Origin of the sequence: Streptomyces incarnatus, from assembly GCF_001027185.1 — a bacterium.
Taxonomy (GTDB): Bacteria; Actinomycetota; Actinomycetes; order Streptomycetales; family Streptomycetaceae; genus Streptomyces; species Streptomyces puniciscabiei.
Genome location: NZ_CP011497.1, coordinates 6,767,966 through 6,783,961 on the forward strand (window position 1 = coordinate 6,767,966; position 15,996 = coordinate 6,783,961).

Here is a 15,996-nt window from a genome sequence, read left to right on the forward strand (position 1 = left end):
GTCGAGGGAGACCGATGGTGGAAGCCGTGCAGGATGCGGGAGTGGTCGTCACCGGGGCCGGCGGGGGGATCGGGGCCGCGCTGGCCCGGCGGTTCGCCGCCGAGGGAGCCCGGGTCGTCGTCAACGACCTGGACGGCGACAAGGCCAAGGCGGTGGCCGAGGAGATCGGCGGGATCGCCGTGCCGGGTGACGCCTCCGCCGTGGTCGCCGACGCCCGGGACGCGCTCGGCGGCACCGTCGACGTCTACTGCGCGAACGCCGGTGTCGCCTTCGAGGACGGCGGCGCGGACGGACCGCCCGACGAACGGTCCTGGGCCCTCGCCTGGGACGTCAATGTGATGGCGCACGTCCGCGCCGCCCACGCGCTGCTGCCGTCCTGGCTGGAGCGGGGCGCCGGGCGGTTCGTCTCCACCGTGTCGGCCGCCGGGCTGCTCACCATGATCGGCGCGCCCTCCTACAGCGTCACCAAGCACGGCGCCTACGCCTTCGCCGAGTGGCTGTCGCTGACGTACCGCCACCGGGGCCTGAAGGTGCACGCGATCTGTCCGCAGGGGGTGCGCACGGACATGCTGGCCGCCACCGGCAGCGCCGGGGACCTGGTGCTGCAGCCGACCGCGATCGAGCCGGAGGCGGTCGCCGACGCCCTGTTCCGGGGAATCGCGGAGGACCGCTTCCTGATCCTGCCGCACCCCGAGGTGGCCGAGTACTACCAGGCGCGGGCCGCCGATCCGGATCGCTGGCTGAGCGGCATGAACCACATCCAGCGCAAGTGGGAGGAGGCCCGGTGAGCACCTCCCCGTACGCGGCACGCCCCTGGCTGGCTCTGCTCGACGACGCCCAGCGCGGCCCGATCGACCCCGCCGACTCGCTGGTGCACGCCCTGCGGGCGGCCGTGGCGCAGGCGCCCGAGCGCACCTTCCTCGCCTACTTCGACGCCCGGCTGAGCTACCGCGAGGTCGACGATCTGAGCGACTCCGTGGCCGCCCACCTCGCCGCGCGGGGCCTGGAACGCGGTGACCGGGTGGCGGTGCTGCTGCAGAACTCCCCGCACTTCGTGCTCGCCGTCCTCGGCGCCTGGAAGGCCGGCGCGACCGTCGTCCCGGTCAACCCGATGTACAAGTCCGCCGAGATGGAGCACATCCTGCGGGACGGCGAGGTGACCGCGGTGGTCTGCTCCGACCGGGCCTGGGAGTCGTATCTGCGGCAGACCGCGGCCGGGTCGCCGGTGCGGATCGTGCTCACCGCATCCGAGTTGGATTTCCAAACCCGTAACGACGCGCGCGTGCTCGGTTTCGAGCGGCTGCCCCAGGCGCCGGACACCGACGACCTCGTGGCCGTCGCCCGGCAGGGTGGCAGGGCGCCCGAGGGCCGCGACCCGCGCCCGGACGACATAGCGCTGATCAGCTACACCTCTGGCACCAGCGGCACCCCCAAGGGCGCCACCAACACGCACGGCAACATCATGCACAACGCCGAGCGGCAGCGGACCGGGCTCGCGCTGCCCGAGGCGCCGGTCTACTACGCGCTCGCGCCGCTGTTCCACATCACCGGCATGGTCTGCCAGTTCGGGGCCTGCCTGAACAGCGCCGGCACGCTCGTGCTCGCCTACCGCTTCGAGGCCGGACTGGTCCTGGAGGCCTTCGCCGAGCACCACCCGCACTACACGGTCGGCCCCTCCACCGCCTACATGGCGCTGGCCGCCCACCCGGACGCCGGCCGCGAGCACTTCGCCTCCTTCGTGAACCTCTCCTCCGGCGGCGCGCCCGTGCCCCCCGCGCTGGTGGAGAAGTTCCGCGAGCGCTTCGGGCCGTACATCCGCGTCGGCTACGGCCTCACCGAGTGCTCCGGCCCGTGCGCCGCCGTCCCGCCCGGCCTGGAGGCGCCCGTGGACCCCGCCTCCGGCACGCTGTCGGTGGGCGTGCCCGGGGCCGACACGCTCGTGCGGATCGTGGACGAGCAGGGCGAGGAGGTGCCCTTCGGGGAACAGGGCGAGATCGTCGTCCGCGGGCCCCAGGTGATCCCCGGCTACTGGCGGCGCCCGGACGCCACCGCCGAGTCCTTCCCGGACGGCGAGCTGCGCACCGGCGACATCGGCTTCATGGACCCACAGGGCTGGCTCTACGTCGTCGACCGCAAGAAGGACATGATCAACGCGTCCGGCTTCAAGGTGTGGCCCCGCGAGGTCGAGGACGTGCTGTACACCCACCCGGCGGTGCGCGAGGCGGCCGTCGTCGGCGTCCCCGACGGCTACCGTGGCGAGACCGTCAAGGCGTACATCAGCCTGCGTCCGGGCACCGAGACGGACCCGGATGAACTAGCGGTGTACTGCAAGGAGAGACTGGCCGCCTACAAATACCCGCGGCAGGTGGAGATCCTGCCCGACCTGCCCAAGACGGCAAGTGGGAAGATCCTCCGGCGGGAACTGCGCTCCCGGGCGCAGGACAATCGGTAAGCATCACGGAAAGGCAGGTGGCGGCAGTGCCCAGGACGACGGACGGAGACGGGACGCCCGTTCCGCAGCGGCTGCTGGCCGCCGCCACCCGGCTCTTCGCCGAGCAGGGATACGACCGCACCTCCGTGCAGGAGATCGTGGAGGCGGCCGGCGTCACCAAGGGGGCGCTGTACCACTACTTCGGCTCCAAGGACGACCTCCTGCACGAGGTGTACGCGCGCGTGCTGCGCATCCAGCAGGAGCGGCTCGACCACTTCGCCCGCATGGACGCGCCGGTGGAGGAACGGCTCAGAGGCGCCGCAGCGGACGTGGTCGTCACCACGATCGACAACCTCGACGACGCGATGATCTTCTTCCGGTCCATGCACCACCTCAGCCCGGAGAAGAACAAGCAGGTCCGCGCCGAGCGCCGGCGTTACCACGAACAGTTCCGCGCGCTGATCGAGGAGGGCCAGCAGGCGGGCGTCTTCTCCACGGCGACCCCGGCCGACCTGGTCGTGGACTACCACTTCGGCTCCGTCCACCACCTGTCCACCTGGTACCGCCCCGACGGCCCCCTCACCCCCCAGCAGGTCGCCGACCACCTCGCCGACCTGCTGCTGCGGGCACTGCGTCCGTGAGAGCGATCCGGTAAGGGGCGGTCGCCCAGGGGGACCGCCCCTTACACGTGCTCCCTCACAGGTATTTCTTCAGCTCCCTGCGCGCCAGCGACCGCTGGTGCACCTCGTCGGGCCCGTCGGCCAGCATCAGGGTGCGGGCGCTCGCGTACAGCTCGGCCAGCGGGAAGTCCTGGCTCACCCCGCCCGCGCCGTGCAGCTGGATCGCTCGGTCCAGGATGCCGACCACGGCGCGCGGCGTGGCGATCTTGATGGCCTGGATCTCGGTGTGGGCGCCCTTGTTGCCGACGGTGTCCATCAGCCAGGCCGTCTTCAGCACCAGCAGCCGCAGCTGCTCCACGGTCACCCGCGCGTCGGCGATCCAGTTCTGGACCACTCCCTGCTGGGCCAGCGCCTTGCCGAACGCCGTACGGGACACGGCCCGCCGGCACATCAGCTCGATGGCCCGCTCGGCCATGCCGATCAGCCGCATGCAGTGGTGGATCCGGCCGGGCCCGAGCCGCGCCTGGGCGATGGCGAAGCCGCCGCCCTCCTCGCCGATCAGGTTCGACACCGGCACGCGCGCGTGGTCGAAGATCACCTCGGCGTGGCCGCCGTGGGAGTGGTCCTCGTAGCCGAAGACCTGCATGGCGCGCTGGACGGTGACGCCGGGCGTGTCGCGCGGCACCAGGACCATGGACTGCTGGCGGCGGATGTCGGCGCCGTCCGGGTCCGTCTTGCCCATCACGATGAAGATCTTGCAGTCCGGGTTCATCGCGCCGGAGATGTACCACTTGCGGCCGGTGATGACGTACTCGTCGCCGTCCCGCTCGATGTGCGTGGTGATGTTGGTGGCGTCGGAGGAGGCCACCTCCGGCTCGGTCATCGCGAACGCCGAGCGGATCTCACCGGCGAGCAGCGGCTCCAGCCACTGCTTCTTCTGCCGCTCGTCGCCGAACTGCGCCAGCACCTCCATGTTCCCGGTGTCGGGCGCGGCGCAGTTGGTCGCGGTGGGCGCCAGATGCGGGGACCGGCCGGTGATCTCGGCGAGCGGGGCGTACTGGAGGTTGGTGAGTCCCGCGCCGTACTCGGCGTCGGGCAGGAAGAGGTTCCACAGGCCCTGCCTGCGGGCCTCGGCCTTCAGTTCCCCGACCACCGCCGGGGTGTCCCACGGGGAGGCGAGCGCGGCCCGCTGCTCCTCGGCGACCGCCTCGGCCGGGTAGACGTACTCGTCCATGAAGGCGAGCAGCTTGGCGCGCAGTTCCTCGGTGCGCGCGTCGAACGCGAAGTCCATGTCCGGTCAGCCTTCCTGAAGGGTCGTCAGTCCGTGGTCGATGAAGACGGGCACGAGGTCGCCGATCCGGTCGAAGCCGTGCCCGACCGTCTGGCCGAGGGTGTACCGGTAGTGGATGCCCTCCAGGATCACGGCCAGCTTGAACCAGGCGAACGCCGTGTACCAGGAGACTCCCGAGACGTCGCGGCCCGAGCGCTCGGCGTACCGCTCGATCAGCTCCCGCGGGGACGGGTGTCCCGGGGCCTCGGCGGTGGTGGAGACGGGGGAGTCGGCCATGCCCAGCGGCCGGCTGTACATCACCAGCAGGCCCAGGTCGGTGAGCGGGTCGCCGAGCGTGGACATCTCCCAGTCGAGGATGGCCTTGATCCGGTCGTCGTCCCCGATGAGGACGTTGTCGAGCCGGTAGTCGCCGTGCACGACGGCGGGGGCGGGCGAGGCGGGCAGCGCTCGTCCCAGGGCCGCGTGCAGCTCGTCGATGCCGGCCAGTTCCCGGTTGCGGGAGGCGTCCAGCTGCTTGCCCCAGCGGCGCAGCTGGCGGTCCAGGAAGCCATCGGGGCGGCCGAAGTCCTCGAGGCCCACCGCGGCCGGGTCCACCGCGTGCAGGTCGACCAGCGTGTCCACCAGGGACAGCACCGCGTTCCGGGTGCGCTCGGGGCCCAGCGGGGCGAGCTGCTGGGCGGTGCGGTAGGGGGTGCCCTCGACGAACTCCATGACGTAGAACGGCGCCCCGAGCACCTCCTCGGCCTCGGGGTTCTCGCACAGCAGCACCGGGCGCGGGACCGGCACCCGGGTCGGGTGCAGGGCGCTGAGCACGCGGTGCTCGCGCTTCATGTCGTGCGCGGTGGCCAGGACGTGGCCGAGCGGGGGCCGGCGTACGACCCACTTCGAGGTGCCGTCGGAGAGCGCGTAGGTGAGGTTCGACCGGCCGCCCTCGATCAGCCGGCCGGTGAGGGGGCCGGTCACCAGACCGGGGCGCTCGCGGTCGAGGTGGGCGCGCAGCCGGTCCAGGTCGAGTCCGGGCGGGTGGTCGGCGCTCATGCATCACTCCTACGAACGGATGAACAGGACCCGACCCATGATGCCGACCGGTCGGTATGCCGTCCAGTGCGCGGAGCGATCAGGAGGCCGAACGTGACGGGAGCCACGATATGCCGACGGCCCCCCGGTGCGCTGCCCGCAGGGCCACCGGCCGCGATGCCGGTGTCGTCAGTGGTCGTCCCAGTGGCCCTCGTGCTCGGCGTGCCGGTGGCCGCCGTGCAGATAGTCCACGTGGTCGCCGTGCGGCACCTGGGCGTGCCCGCACTCGTCGTAGTGCACGTGCCCGTGGCCCTCGTGGACGGTGTGCCCGGCCGGCTCGCACTCGTCCCAGTGGCCCTCGTGCTCGCGGTGCAGATGCCCGTCGTGCGCGTAGTCCAGGTGGTCGCCGTGCGGCACGGCGTGGTGCCCGCAGCCCGGACCGTGGCTGTGCGTGCCGTGTTCGGTGTGTTCCTGGTGAACGGTGGTCATGGTGCTCACCTTCGGGGGTACCACTTGCGTGGCACCCGAGTACCCCGGAGGGTCGAGTACATGAAGGGCATCAGCTACCGCCGCTACGGCGGGCCGGAGGTGCTGGAGTACGGCGAGCTGCGCGACCCGAAGGTCGGCCCCGACCAGGTGCTGGTCAGGGTCCGCGCCGCGGCCGTCAACCCGGTCGACTGGAAGTGCCGCGAGGGCTACCTCGACGCGCTGCTGGACGCCGTCTTCCCGGTGGTCCCCGGCTGGGACGTCAGCGGGGTGGTGGTCCGGCCCGGCGCCTCGGTCACCGAGTTCGCCGTCGGCGACGAGGTCATCGGCTACTGCCGCGAGGACTTCCTCTCCCGCGGCACCTTCGCCGAGTACGTCGCCGCGCCCGTGCGCACCCTGGCCCGCAAGCCGCGCAACCTGTCCTTCGAGGAGGCCGCCGGCCTGCCGCTCGCCGGGCTGACCGCCTACCAGGTGCTGGTGAAGGCGCTGGAGGTGGGGCGCGGCGAGAGCGTGCTGGTGCACGCGGCGGCCGGCGGGGTCGGTTCCCTCGCCGTCCAGATCGCCGCCCACCTCGGCGCCCGGGTCATCGGTACGGCGAGCGAGCGCAACCACGACTATGTGCGCGGCCTCGGCGGCGAGCCGGTGAGCTACGGCGAGGGCCTGGCCGGACGGGTGCGCGCGCTCGCCCCCGAGGGCGTGGACGCGGTCTTCGACACCGTCGGCGGTGACACCCTGAGGACCTCGGCCGACCTGCTCGCCCCGGAGGGCCGGCTGGCGTCGATCGCCGACCCGGAGGTGGTGCGCCACGGCGGCCGCTACTGCTTCGTCCGCCCGGACGCCGAGGACCTGAGCACGCTCGCCCGGCTGGCCGAGCGGGGCGTTGTCTCGGTGCACGTCCAGGAGACGTTCCCGCTGGAGCGGGCCGCGGACGCGCACCGGCTGAACCAGGAGGGCCGCACCCGCGGGAAGATCGTGGTCACCGTGGGCGGGCAGGAGGCGGAGGGCACCGTCTGGACCAGGGGCGAGGAGCGCACCCTGTACCGCACCAGCCAGGAGGGCACGCTCTAGACAGGACCTAGACGACCAGCGCGGCCGCGCACACCGCCAGTGCCACCGCGCACAGCACCGCCGCCGTCGCGTGCCGGGGAGCGAGCACCGGCGGGCGGGGACCGGTCGCCAGGGCCCGGATCCGGCGGTGGGCCACCCACAGAAAGCCCAGGAAGAGCACGCAGCACACGGCGCAGACCGTCACCCCGGTGACCGAGGCGCCGCCGTGCAGGGCGGTCTTGACGGCGAGTACGGCGGCCACGGCGGCCGAGAGCGTCGTACGGCGCCAGGCCAGCCGGGTCCGCTCCGGCTGCAGCCCCGGATCGCGCCCGGCCGCGCTCACCCCGCCCATCCGGCCAGCACCACCACGACCATCGCCACGGCCACCACCGCGACGACCAGGCTGAGCAGCACCGGGAACCGGGACGCGGGCAGATCCTCCCCGCGCCGGATCGCCCGCTCGCAGCGCACCCAGTGGTTCACCGCGCGCAGCGAGCACAGCACCCCGGCGCCGAGCAGGGCGAGCGCGAGACCGACCCGCCACGCCCAGCGCAGGTCCGGCAGGAACTGGTCCACCGCGAATCCGCCGCCGATCAGCGCGAGCGCCGTGCGCAGCCAGGCCAGGAAGGTGCGCTCGTTGGCCAGCGAGAACCGGTAGTCGGGCGTGCCGCCCTCGTCCCGCACCTGCTCCGGCGCGAACCACAGCCGGATGTTCGTCACGAATTCGCTCACGCGGCCGACCCTACCCGGCGGTCACCGGCCCGCCCGGAACGCCTTCAGCCGCTCGTACGCCGCCAGCCCGTCCGGCACCCACGCCCAGTCGCCGAGCCGCCGCTCGACCTCCTCCTCGGGCAGGAAGTCGTACCACTGGACCTCCTCCACCTGGGGGTGCACGGGCAGCTCGCAGCGCACCTCGTACACCGCCGACCACCAGCTGTTCCCGGCCCCGTCGTCGTACAGGAACGTGAAGAGGTGCACCGGCCGGGGCAGCCCGGTCACGCCCAGTTCCTCCTCGGCCTCGCGCAGCGCGGCGTCGTCGTAGGACTCACCCGCTCCGACGACACCGCCGACGAACATGTCGTACAGCGCGGGGAAGACCAGCTTGGTGGCCGTGCGCCGGTGGACGAAGAGCCGGCCGGCCGCGTCCCGGGCCTGGACGAACACGCACCGGTGACGCAGTCCACGGGCGTACGCCTCGCCGCGCGGGCACTGGGCGATCACCCGGTCGTGCTCGTCGACGATGTCGAGGATCTCGTCAGCAGGATTCATGCCCCCATCCAAGCAGGGGACGGTGCGACGCCGAGCAGGGGACGGCGCGACGCGGGGCTCAGCGCCGCTGGAGGTCCCGGGCCGGCGGTTCCGCCTCCGTGGCGCCGCACGGCATCGCCGGGTGCAGGCCGAGCAGCACGATGCCCGCGACCACCGCCGCGAGCCCGGCCGCCTCCCAGGCCAGCGCCCCGGTGTCGGTGCGCAGCCGGTCGCCGAGGAAGCCGACACCGCAGAGGATCCCGGCGAGCGGCTCGGCGGCGGTGAGCGCGGGCAACGACATGCGCAGCGGGGCGGTCTCGAACGCGCTCTGCACCAGGACCAGACCGGTGACCCCGCAGGCCAGCACGCCGTACGGCTGCCAGCCGGTGAACAGCTCGGGGAAGCCGCCCGCGGAGAAGCGGGTGCCGCTCACCCGGGTCAGCGCGTCCTGCACGCCGTACAGCAGCCCCGCGGCGGTGGCCAGCAGCACCGGGCCCCAGCTCAGCCGGGACCGCTTGCCGTACGTCGTGAGCACCAGGGCGGCGCCGACCATCGCGCCGATGATCAGCCAGTGCCGCAGCGGATCGGAGACGGCGCTGCCGGCCCGCGGCTCGCCCGCCATGATGAACGCGCTCACCCCGCCCGCGAGCAGCAGCAGTCCGGCCCAGCCCTGACGGCCCAGGGGCTGCCCGGTCTGGTACCGGGAGAGGGCGAGGGCGAACAGCAGATTGGTCGCGAGCAGCGGTTCGACCAGGGAGATCTCGCCCTCGCCGAGCGCGACCGCGCCGAGCACCATGCCGGCGATCATCAGCCCGAGCCCGCCCAGCCAGCGCGGCACCCGCATCAGGTCGAGCAGCAGCCGGAAGGACAGGAAGTCGCTCAGCGGTGCCTTCTGCGCCGCGTTCTGCTGGAGCACGAACCCGAAGCCCAGGCAGCAGGCAGCACTCACGGCGAGAAGGAGAACCAGAACGGACACGCTGCGTACCTCGATCATCCGGCCGGACCACGGGTGCGTAGTGGCCGACTGTAGCGTCCCCGGGACGGCATTGGCCCGGAAGTGCGCGGAACAGGGCGGTGGACCCGCCATGCTCAGGGCGGTGGACCCGCCATGCTCCGGGGCCGGCCGGCCCGGCGCCATGGCGTACGCCACAGCGGGCCGCCGATTACCCCCGCCCGGGCCCGGGTCCACCTGCGCGGAGTTCCCCAAGTTCCCTGTGCGTCACGGTAGTTGAAGCCAGTAACAGCCCGGTTCCGCTTGACGCAAACCTTGGCTGGGGGTTTGCTGTGCGTGATCGGTCGATGGCAGCCCGAGAAACAGGAAGTCCCGCGGTGCCCCCTCTCCCACCCCTGCTCGGCGCGCGCCGGGCTCCCACGGACCAGTCCGGCGACACCGCCCCGGACGACTCCGGCCCCCTCGACGGCGGCCTCGGCGACACGCTCGACGACGCCTGCGCCGACTCCCGCGCCTGCGCCGACGGCATCGATGACGCCCACACCTGTTCCGACGCACACACCTGTTCCGACGCCCACGCCTGCGCCGACGCCCACGCCGACGGCTTCGACGACGCCCTCGACGACGCCGAACTGCGCGCCGCGCGCGCCGCGTTCACCCAGGGCCGGCGGCAGGCCGCCCGCTCCCTGCTCCGGCACACCGGCGACGACTGGGACCGCCGCGGCCATCGCCTCACCGTCCTCGCCGGGGACCCGTACGCCGTGGCCTGGGCCCGCGACTGGCTGCACGCCGAGCCCGGCTCCGCCGACGCCGCCGCGCTGTACGCCCTCGCCCTGGTCCGGCGCGCCCTGCGCGGCAGGGAGGACCCCGACCGGGCCCGGGAGGCCTGCGCCACCGCCGCCGCGCTCGCCCCGGCCGACCCCACTCCCTGGCTCGGCCTGCTCCAGCTCGCCCGCGGCCTCGGCCCGGAGTGCGAGGTGCTCGCCGCCTTCGCCGAGCTGTGCCGCCGCCACCCCGAGCACCACCACGCCCACCATCTGCTCCTCGCCCGCCTGGCCGAACGGCCCGCCGGCGGCCGGGCGGCCGAGGACCACGAGGTGTACGACCTCGCCGAGCTGGCCGCCGCCGAGGCCCCGGCCGACTCCCCGCTCGCCGTCCTGCCGGTCGTCGCCCACGCCGAGCGCTACCGGGTCCTCGCCGCCACCGGTCCCGCCCCGGCCGACCCCGCCGCCTCCGGCCACTGGGCCGGACCCCGGGCCCGCCGCATCCTGCGCGCCTGCTTCGACTGGTGGCTGGAGTGGGAGCACGACGAACACCCCCGCCGCCACATCGACCTCAACCACCTCGCCTTCGCCCTGTCCTGCGCCGGTCGCCCGGCCGAGGCGGCGGTGCTGTTCCAGCGCATCGGCCCGCACGCCACCCGGGCGCCCTGGTCCTACGCCCACCGCGACGCCCGCGCGGCCTTCCGGGCGGCCCGCGCCCGAGCCCTCGGGCACTGCAGCCCACGGGCGCCGAAGGCCCTCGGGCACTGAACGGCACGCCCCGGCGGCACGTACGTGAGAAGTGATTACAGAACTCTGACCAGTGACCCGATTCCCTGGCCCCCCGGGGCCCCGAGTGCTCGAATGAATGCGTGAACTCTGAACGATCCGAGGAGCAGGGCGGCAAACCCGTCGGCCGCCGCGTCTTCCTCGGCACCCTCGGCCTGGGCGCGCTCGGCATGGTCGCCGCGCCCGTGCTGCAACGCGGCATGGAGGGCTTCCTCGGCTCCGTCGCCGGCAAGGACCCCACGGGCCTGACCGGCCTGCTGCCCAACGGCGGCGGCTTCCGCTACTACTCCGTCGCCGCCTCGGTGCCGCACCTCGGCGCCACCGACTACCACCTGAAGATCGGCGGCCTGGTGGACCGCCCGCGCACCTACAGCCTGGCCGACCTGCGCGCCCTGCCGCAGACCCGGCTGGTCAAGGACGTCCAGTGCGTCACCGGCTGGCGGGTCCCCGGCACCCCCTTCGAGGGCGTCCGCCTCGCCGACCTGCTGGACGCGGCCGGGGTCCGCCCCACCGCCAGGGCGATCCACTTCACCTGCTTCGACGGCACCTACACCGAGAGCCTCACCCTCGCCCAGGCCCGCCGTCCGGACGTCCTGGTGGCCCTGCGGATGCAGGACAAGGACATCTCCCACGACCACGGCGGCCCGGTCCGCCTCTATGTCGCCCCCATGTACTTCTACAAGTCGGCCAAGTGGCTGTCCGGCATCACGGTCACCGACCAGGTCGAGCCCGGCTACTGGGAGAAGCTCGGCTACGACGTCGACGCCTGGGTCGGCCGCTCGAACGGACGCACCGATGAGCCTACGAGCTGACACCCCGGCCCCGCCCGGCACCCGTGTCCGCCGCTTCGGCGCGGCCCAGCGCTGGGTGCACCGCACCACGGCCGCGCTGATGGGGATCTGCGTGGCCACGGCGGCCGTCCTCTACATCCCCCAGCTGGCGGTCATGGTCGGCCGCCGGGAACTGGTCGTCCGGATCCACGAGTGCGCGGGCGTGGCCCTCCCCGTCCCGGTCCTGCTGGGCCTGGCCTCCCGCGCCTTCCGCGCCGACCTGCGCTTCCTCAACCGCTTCGGCCCGCACGACAAGGTCTGGCTGCACGCCGCGCTGGTCCGCGACAAGCGGCACAGCTCCCGCCCGGCCGGCAAGTTCAACGCCGGCCAGAAGATCTACGCCGCCTGGATCGCCGGCGCCACCCTGGTCATGCTCGGCACCGGCCTGATGATGTGGTTCACCCACCTCGCCCCGCTGATGTGGCGCACCTCGGCGACCTTCGTCCACGACTGGCTCGCCCTGACCATCGGCGTGGTCCTGGCCGGCCACATCGGCATGGCCCTGGGCGACCCGGAGGCGAGACGGGGCCTGCGCACGGGCACGGTGAGCAGGGAGTGGGCGAAACGGGAACACCCGCTGTGGCGCCCGTAACCCTTTCGCCGCTGCCTCATGGGGACCGCCCCTGAGACCACCGCACTCCCCACATCGCCTCGCCTCGTGAGATCCGCCGCATTTCCCTTCCGCCGCAACGGCACGCCACCACGACGGCGTTGACCGGCGGTGCCGAACTCACCGCAACCGATCTCAGAACTCCACGAGCACCTTGCAGGACCGGCTGCGGTCGGCGGCCAGCTCGAACCCGGCGGCAGCGTCCCGCACCGGAACCACCGCACTGACCAGCCCGTCCAACTCCCCCCGCCCGGCCAGCAGTTCCAGCGCGCCGTCGAACTCGGCGCCGAACCGGAACGCCCCCCGCAGCTCGATCTCCCGGCTCACCAGCAGGTTCCCGGCGAACGGCGACTGCCCCGGCGGCAGCATCCCGAGCTGTACGACCACACCCCCGCGCCGCACCAGCCGCAGACACGCGTCCAGCCCGGCCGCGACCCCCGACGCCTCCACGGCCACGTCCACCTCCCCGGGCCACCCGGGATCGTCCGGATCGTCGGCCCGTACGAGCCTGTCGGCCCCGGCCACGGCGGCGTGACCCAGCGCCTCGGGCACCAGATCCGTCACCGTCACCTGTGCCGCGCCGGCCGCCTTCGCCGCCGCGACCACCAGGCACCCGATCGGCCCCGCCCCGGTCACCAGCACATGCGCGCCGGACACGTCCCCGGCCCGCCGCACCGCGTGCAGCGCCACCGACAGCGGCTCGGCGAGGGCGGCCCGCCGCAGCCCGAGTCCCTCCGGCAGCGCCCGCACCTGCCCGGCCGGTACCGCGATCCGCTCGGCGAAGCCGCCCTGGACGTGCGGAAAGCGGGCCGCGCTGCCCAGATACCGGGTGTCCCGGCACACGTTCGCCCGCCCGTCGGCGCACTCCGGGCAGCGCCCGCACGGGGTGGCGGGGTGCACGGCGACGGCCGTACCCGGGACGGGACCCGTGGCCCCGGCGCCGTAGGACACCACCGTGCCCACCACCTCGTGCCCGAGCAGCATCGGCTCCCGGAGCCGGAAGTCCCCGACCCCGCCGTGCCGCCAGTAGTGCAGATCGGAGCCGCACACCCCGCCGTACCGCACGGCCACCAGGACCTCGCCGGGCCCGGGTTCGGGTACCGGCAGCTCCGCCACGCGCAGATCGCCCGCGCCGTGGATCACACAACCCAGCATTCCCGCAGCCCCTTTCCCAGCGCAGCGCCGTTCAGAGCACGCTCGACATGCCGCCGTCGACGTACAGGATCTGCCCGCCCATGAAGTCGGAGGCCGGCGAGGCGAGGAAGAGCAACGCGCCCACCAGGTCCTCGGTACGGCCCCAGCGGCCCGCCGGGGTGCGCCGGCGGACCCAGGCGCTGAACTCCTCGTCCGCCACCAGCGGCCGGGTCAGCTCGGTCTCGATGTAGCCGGGCCCGATGCCGTTGACCTGGACGCCGTACGGCCCCCAGTCGGCGCACATGCCCTTGGTGAGCATCTTCAGGGCGCCCTTGGTCGCCGCGTACGGCGCGATCCCGGGCCGTACGACCTCGCTCTGCAGCGAGCAGACGTTGACGATCTTGCCGTGGCCGCGTTCCGTCATCCGCCGGGCGGCCTCGCGGCCGACGAGGAACGCGCTGGTGAGGTTGGTGTCCAGGATCCGGTGCCAGTCGGCCTCGGTGAACTCCAGCAGGGGCGCGCGCAGTTGCATGCCCGCGTTGTTGACGAGGATGTCGAGCGGGCCCACCCGCTCCTCGACGTCCGCGATCCCGGCGGCCACGGCCGGTGCGTCGGTCACGTCGAACACCGCCGTGTGGATCCGGTCCCCGGGCAGTGCGGAGGCCGCCTCGGCCAGCCGGTCCGGGTCGCGCGCGTTGAGGACCACCGTGCAGCCGGCCTCGGCCAGGCCCCGGGCCAGCGCGAGGCCGATGCCCCGGCTCGAGCCCGTGACCAGGGCGGTGCGGCCGCTGACGTCGAAGAGCGGGTGACTCATGCCCGTACCCCTAGATGATCACTGAGAGCAGCAGGACCAGGCCGCCGGCGACCACCGAGAGGATCGTCTCCATGATCGACCAGGTCTTCACGGTCTGCCCGACGCTCAGCCCGAAGTACTCCTTCACCAGCCAGAAGCCGGCGTCGTTGACGAAGCTGAAGAAGAGCGAGCCGGCGCCGATGGCGAGGACGAGGAGGGCGGTGTGGGTGGTCGACGCGCCGGCCGCGAGCGGCGCGACCAGGCCGGCCGCGGAGACCGTCGCCACCGTCGCCGAGCCGGTCGCCAGCCGGATCACGACCGCGATCAGCCAGGCCAGCAGCACCGCCGGGATCGACCAGTTCTTGGAGACGTCCAGGATCATCTGGCCCACGCCGGAGTCGATCAGCGTCTGCTTGAAGCCGCCGCCCGCGCCGACGATCAGCAGGATTCCGGCGATCGGCATCAGGCCCTTCTCGACGGTCTGCTGCAGCCGCTCCTTGCTGAACCCGGCGGGCCGGCCCAGCGTGAAGAAGCCGACGATCACGGCGGCGAGCAGGGCGATCATCGGGGAGCCGATGATGTCGAAGACCCGCTGGGTCGTGTTCGCGGGGTCGTCGACGACGATGTCCACCAGCGCCTTGGCCAGCATCAGCACCACCGGCAGCAGCACGGTGGACAGCGTCGCGCCGAAGCCCGGACGGCGCTCGAGCTCCTCCGAGGGGCGCTGGGGCAGCATCCGGTCGGGGGCCTGCACGTCGACCCAGCGGGCCGCGACCTTCGAGAACAGCGGACCGGCGACGATCACCGTCGGTATGGCGACCAGGATGCCGAACGCCAGGGTCACGCCCAGGTTGGCGTGCAGCGCGTCGATCGCGACCAGCGGGCCGGGGTGCGGCGGGATCAGGCCGTGCATCACGGACAGACCGGCCAGCGCCGGGATGCCGATGCGCATCAGGGAGTAGTGGCCGCGCCTGGCGACCATGAGCACGACCGGGATCAGCAGCACGATGCCGACCTCGAAGAACAGCGGCAGACCGATCACGGAGGCGATGAGCACCATCGCCCACGGCATCGCCCGCCCGCCGGCCTTGGCGAGGATCGTGTCCACGATCTGGTCGGCGCCGCCGGAGTCGGCGAGGAGCTTGCCCAGGATCGCCCCGAGCGCGATCAGGACGCCCACGCCGGCCACCGTGGTGCCGAGCCCGGTGGTGAAGCTGGTGATGGCCTTGTCGAGCGGCGCTCCGGCGGCCGCCCCGAGCGCCAGCGACCCGATGGTCAGCGCCAGGAAGGCATGGAGCTTGAACTTGGTGATGAGCAGGACGATCACGGCGATGCCCACCAGGACGGCGATGCCCAGCTGGGCGTGCCCGGCGGAGGTGATCGGCGGAGGCGCGTCCGCTGCCAGCATCTCGACGCTGAGTCTGGTCACGGGGGTTCCCTTGCGTTACGGGGGACGGGGGTGAGTGCTACGCGGTGGTGTCGGGAAGCGCCTCGAGTGCCTTCACGGCACGCTCGGTGATCTCCTGGGGGCTGCCGGTGACGTCCACGGCGACTCCCGCCTCGTCCGGCTCCAGGGGCTGCAGCGTGGCGAACTGGGAGTCCAGCAGCGCGGTCGGCATGAAGTGCCCCTGCCGCTGCCGCATCCGGTCCTCGATCAGCTTCCGGTCCCCGGTGAGGTGCACGAACACCACTCCGGGAGCGGCGGCCCTGAGCCGGTCGCGGTACGCCCGCTTCAGCGCCGAGCTGCTGACCACCCCGCCCAGTCCGGCCCGCCCGTGCGCCCAGTGACCGATGGCGTCCAGCCAGGGCCACCGGTCGTTGTCGTCGAGCGGGATCCCGGCCGACATCTTGTCGATGTTGGCCTGCGGGTGGAAGTCGTCGCCCTCGGCGTACGGGACGCCCAGCCGCGCGGCGAGCAAGGGACCGATCGTGGTCTTGCCCGTCCCCGCGACGCCCATCACGACGACGACCTGGGGGGTTCGCATCA

At 73.0% G+C, this 15,996-nt stretch carries 18 protein-coding genes; 7 read left to right on the top strand and 11 right to left on the bottom strand.

What is annotated here, in order from left to right; all coding sequences use genetic code 11:
* Window positions 1-14 precede the first annotated feature (14 nt).
* Genes ABB07_RS30620 through ABB07_RS30630 form a run of 3 tightly spaced genes read left to right on the top strand, consistent with a single transcriptional unit; the run spans window position 15 to window position 3,072 of the window.
* Window positions 15-788 (top strand): SDR family oxidoreductase, encoded by a 774-nt coding sequence (locus tag ABB07_RS30620; RefSeq protein ID WP_208901753.1) that lies wholly within the window; start codon window positions 15-17, stop codon window positions 786-788.
* Window positions 785-2,452, top strand: a complete 1,668-nt coding sequence (locus ABB07_RS30625; protein WP_208901754.1) for a class I adenylate-forming enzyme family protein — start codon at window positions 785-787, stop codon at window positions 2,450-2,452. Before ABB07_RS30620 ends, ABB07_RS30625 begins: the two co-directional genes overlap by 4 nt.
* 26 nt (window positions 2,453-2,478) lie before the next feature.
* Window positions 2,479-3,072 (top strand): TetR/AcrR family transcriptional regulator, encoded by a 594-nt coding sequence (locus ABB07_RS30630; protein ID WP_208901755.1) that lies wholly within the window; start codon window positions 2,479-2,481, stop codon window positions 3,070-3,072.
* A gap of 55 nt (window positions 3,073-3,127) precedes the next feature.
* Here the strand turns inward: ABB07_RS30630 and ABB07_RS30635 are convergent, their stop codons facing one another.
* From ABB07_RS30635 to ABB07_RS30645, 3 genes are all read right to left on the bottom strand, one after another.
* A complete protein-coding gene (locus ABB07_RS30635; protein WP_208901756.1) occupies window positions 3,128-4,342 on the bottom strand; it encodes an acyl-CoA dehydrogenase family protein in 1,215 nt (404 codons plus the stop codon).
* 6 nt (window positions 4,343-4,348) lie between these two features.
* Window positions 4,349-5,380, bottom strand: coding sequence for a phosphotransferase family protein (locus ABB07_RS30640; protein WP_208901757.1), 1,032 nt, complete (start codon window positions 5,378-5,380; stop codon window positions 4,349-4,351).
* Between the two features lie 168 nt (window positions 5,381-5,548).
* A complete protein-coding gene (locus ABB07_RS30645) occupies window positions 5,549-5,848 on the bottom strand; it encodes a hypothetical protein (protein WP_208901758.1) in 300 nt (99 codons plus the stop codon).
* Between the two features lie 60 nt (window positions 5,849-5,908).
* Here ABB07_RS30645 and ABB07_RS30650 point away from each other — a divergent pair, with 60 nt between their 5' ends.
* Entirely contained in the window at window positions 5,909-6,913 is a 1,005-nt protein-coding gene (locus ABB07_RS30650; RefSeq protein WP_208901759.1) for an NADP-dependent oxidoreductase, read from the top strand.
* 7 nt (window positions 6,914-6,920) lie between these two features.
* Here the strand turns inward: ABB07_RS30650 and ABB07_RS30655 are convergent, their stop codons facing one another.
* The 4 genes from ABB07_RS30655 to ABB07_RS30670 are packed head-to-tail and all read right to left on the bottom strand — an operon-like array spanning window position 6,921 to window position 9,116.
* Complete coding sequence (locus tag ABB07_RS30655) at window positions 6,921-7,244, bottom strand: DUF202 domain-containing protein (RefSeq protein WP_208901760.1); 324 nt, start codon at window positions 7,242-7,244, stop codon at window positions 6,921-6,923.
* Window positions 7,232-7,624 carry a YidH family protein gene (locus tag ABB07_RS30660; RefSeq protein WP_208901761.1) on the bottom strand — a complete coding sequence of 131 codons (393 nt, stop codon included), beginning with the start codon at window positions 7,622-7,624 and terminating at the stop codon, window positions 7,232-7,234. The genes ABB07_RS30655 and ABB07_RS30660 overlap by 13 nt, the downstream gene beginning before the upstream one ends.
* 21 nt (window positions 7,625-7,645) lie before the next feature.
* Window positions 7,646-8,161, bottom strand: a complete 516-nt coding sequence (locus ABB07_RS30665) for an NUDIX hydrolase (RefSeq protein ID WP_208901762.1) — start codon at window positions 8,159-8,161, stop codon at window positions 7,646-7,648.
* Between the two features lie 58 nt (window positions 8,162-8,219).
* Entirely contained in the window at window positions 8,220-9,116 is an 897-nt protein-coding gene (locus tag ABB07_RS30670) for a DMT family transporter (RefSeq protein ID WP_208901763.1), read from the bottom strand.
* Between the two features lie 353 nt (window positions 9,117-9,469).
* Here ABB07_RS30670 and ABB07_RS30675 point away from each other — a divergent pair, with 353 nt between their 5' ends.
* The 3 genes from ABB07_RS30675 to ABB07_RS30685 all read left to right on the top strand — a co-directional run bounded on the left by ABB07_RS30675 (window position 9,470) and on the right by ABB07_RS30685 (window position 12,064).
* Window positions 9,470-10,624, top strand: coding sequence for a hypothetical protein (locus tag ABB07_RS30675; RefSeq protein ID WP_244189565.1), 1,155 nt, complete (start codon window positions 9,470-9,472; stop codon window positions 10,622-10,624).
* Window positions 10,625-10,725: 101 nt separating this feature from the next.
* Entirely contained in the window at window positions 10,726-11,454 is a 729-nt protein-coding gene (locus ABB07_RS30680) for a molybdopterin-dependent oxidoreductase (RefSeq protein WP_208901764.1), read from the top strand.
* Complete coding sequence (locus ABB07_RS30685) at window positions 11,438-12,064, top strand: cytochrome b/b6 domain-containing protein (protein ID WP_208901765.1); 627 nt, start codon at window positions 11,438-11,440, stop codon at window positions 12,062-12,064. Before ABB07_RS30680 ends, ABB07_RS30685 begins: the two co-directional genes overlap by 17 nt.
* A 153-nt stretch (window positions 12,065-12,217) precedes the next feature.
* Here the strand turns inward: ABB07_RS30685 and ABB07_RS30690 are convergent, their stop codons facing one another.
* From ABB07_RS30690 to ABB07_RS30705, 4 genes are read right to left on the bottom strand one after another with little or no spacing between them, the layout of a single operon-like run.
* Window positions 12,218-13,237, bottom strand: a complete 1,020-nt coding sequence (locus ABB07_RS30690; RefSeq protein WP_208901766.1) for an L-idonate 5-dehydrogenase — start codon at window positions 13,235-13,237, stop codon at window positions 12,218-12,220.
* Window positions 13,238-13,268: 31 nt separating this feature from the next.
* Window positions 13,269-14,030: an SDR family oxidoreductase gene (locus ABB07_RS30695; protein ID WP_208901767.1), complete on the bottom strand. Its 762-nt coding sequence runs from the start codon at window positions 14,028-14,030 to the stop codon at window positions 13,269-13,271.
* Between the two features lie 10 nt (window positions 14,031-14,040).
* Window positions 14,041-15,438 (bottom strand): GntT/GntP/DsdX family permease, encoded by a 1,398-nt coding sequence (locus ABB07_RS30700; RefSeq protein ID WP_208901768.1) that lies wholly within the window; start codon window positions 15,436-15,438, stop codon window positions 14,041-14,043.
* Window positions 15,439-15,475: 37 nt separating this feature from the next.
* Window positions 15,476-15,994 (bottom strand): gluconokinase, encoded by a 519-nt coding sequence (locus ABB07_RS30705; protein WP_208901769.1) that lies wholly within the window; start codon window positions 15,992-15,994, stop codon window positions 15,476-15,478.
* Window positions 15,995-15,996 lie beyond the last annotated feature (2 nt).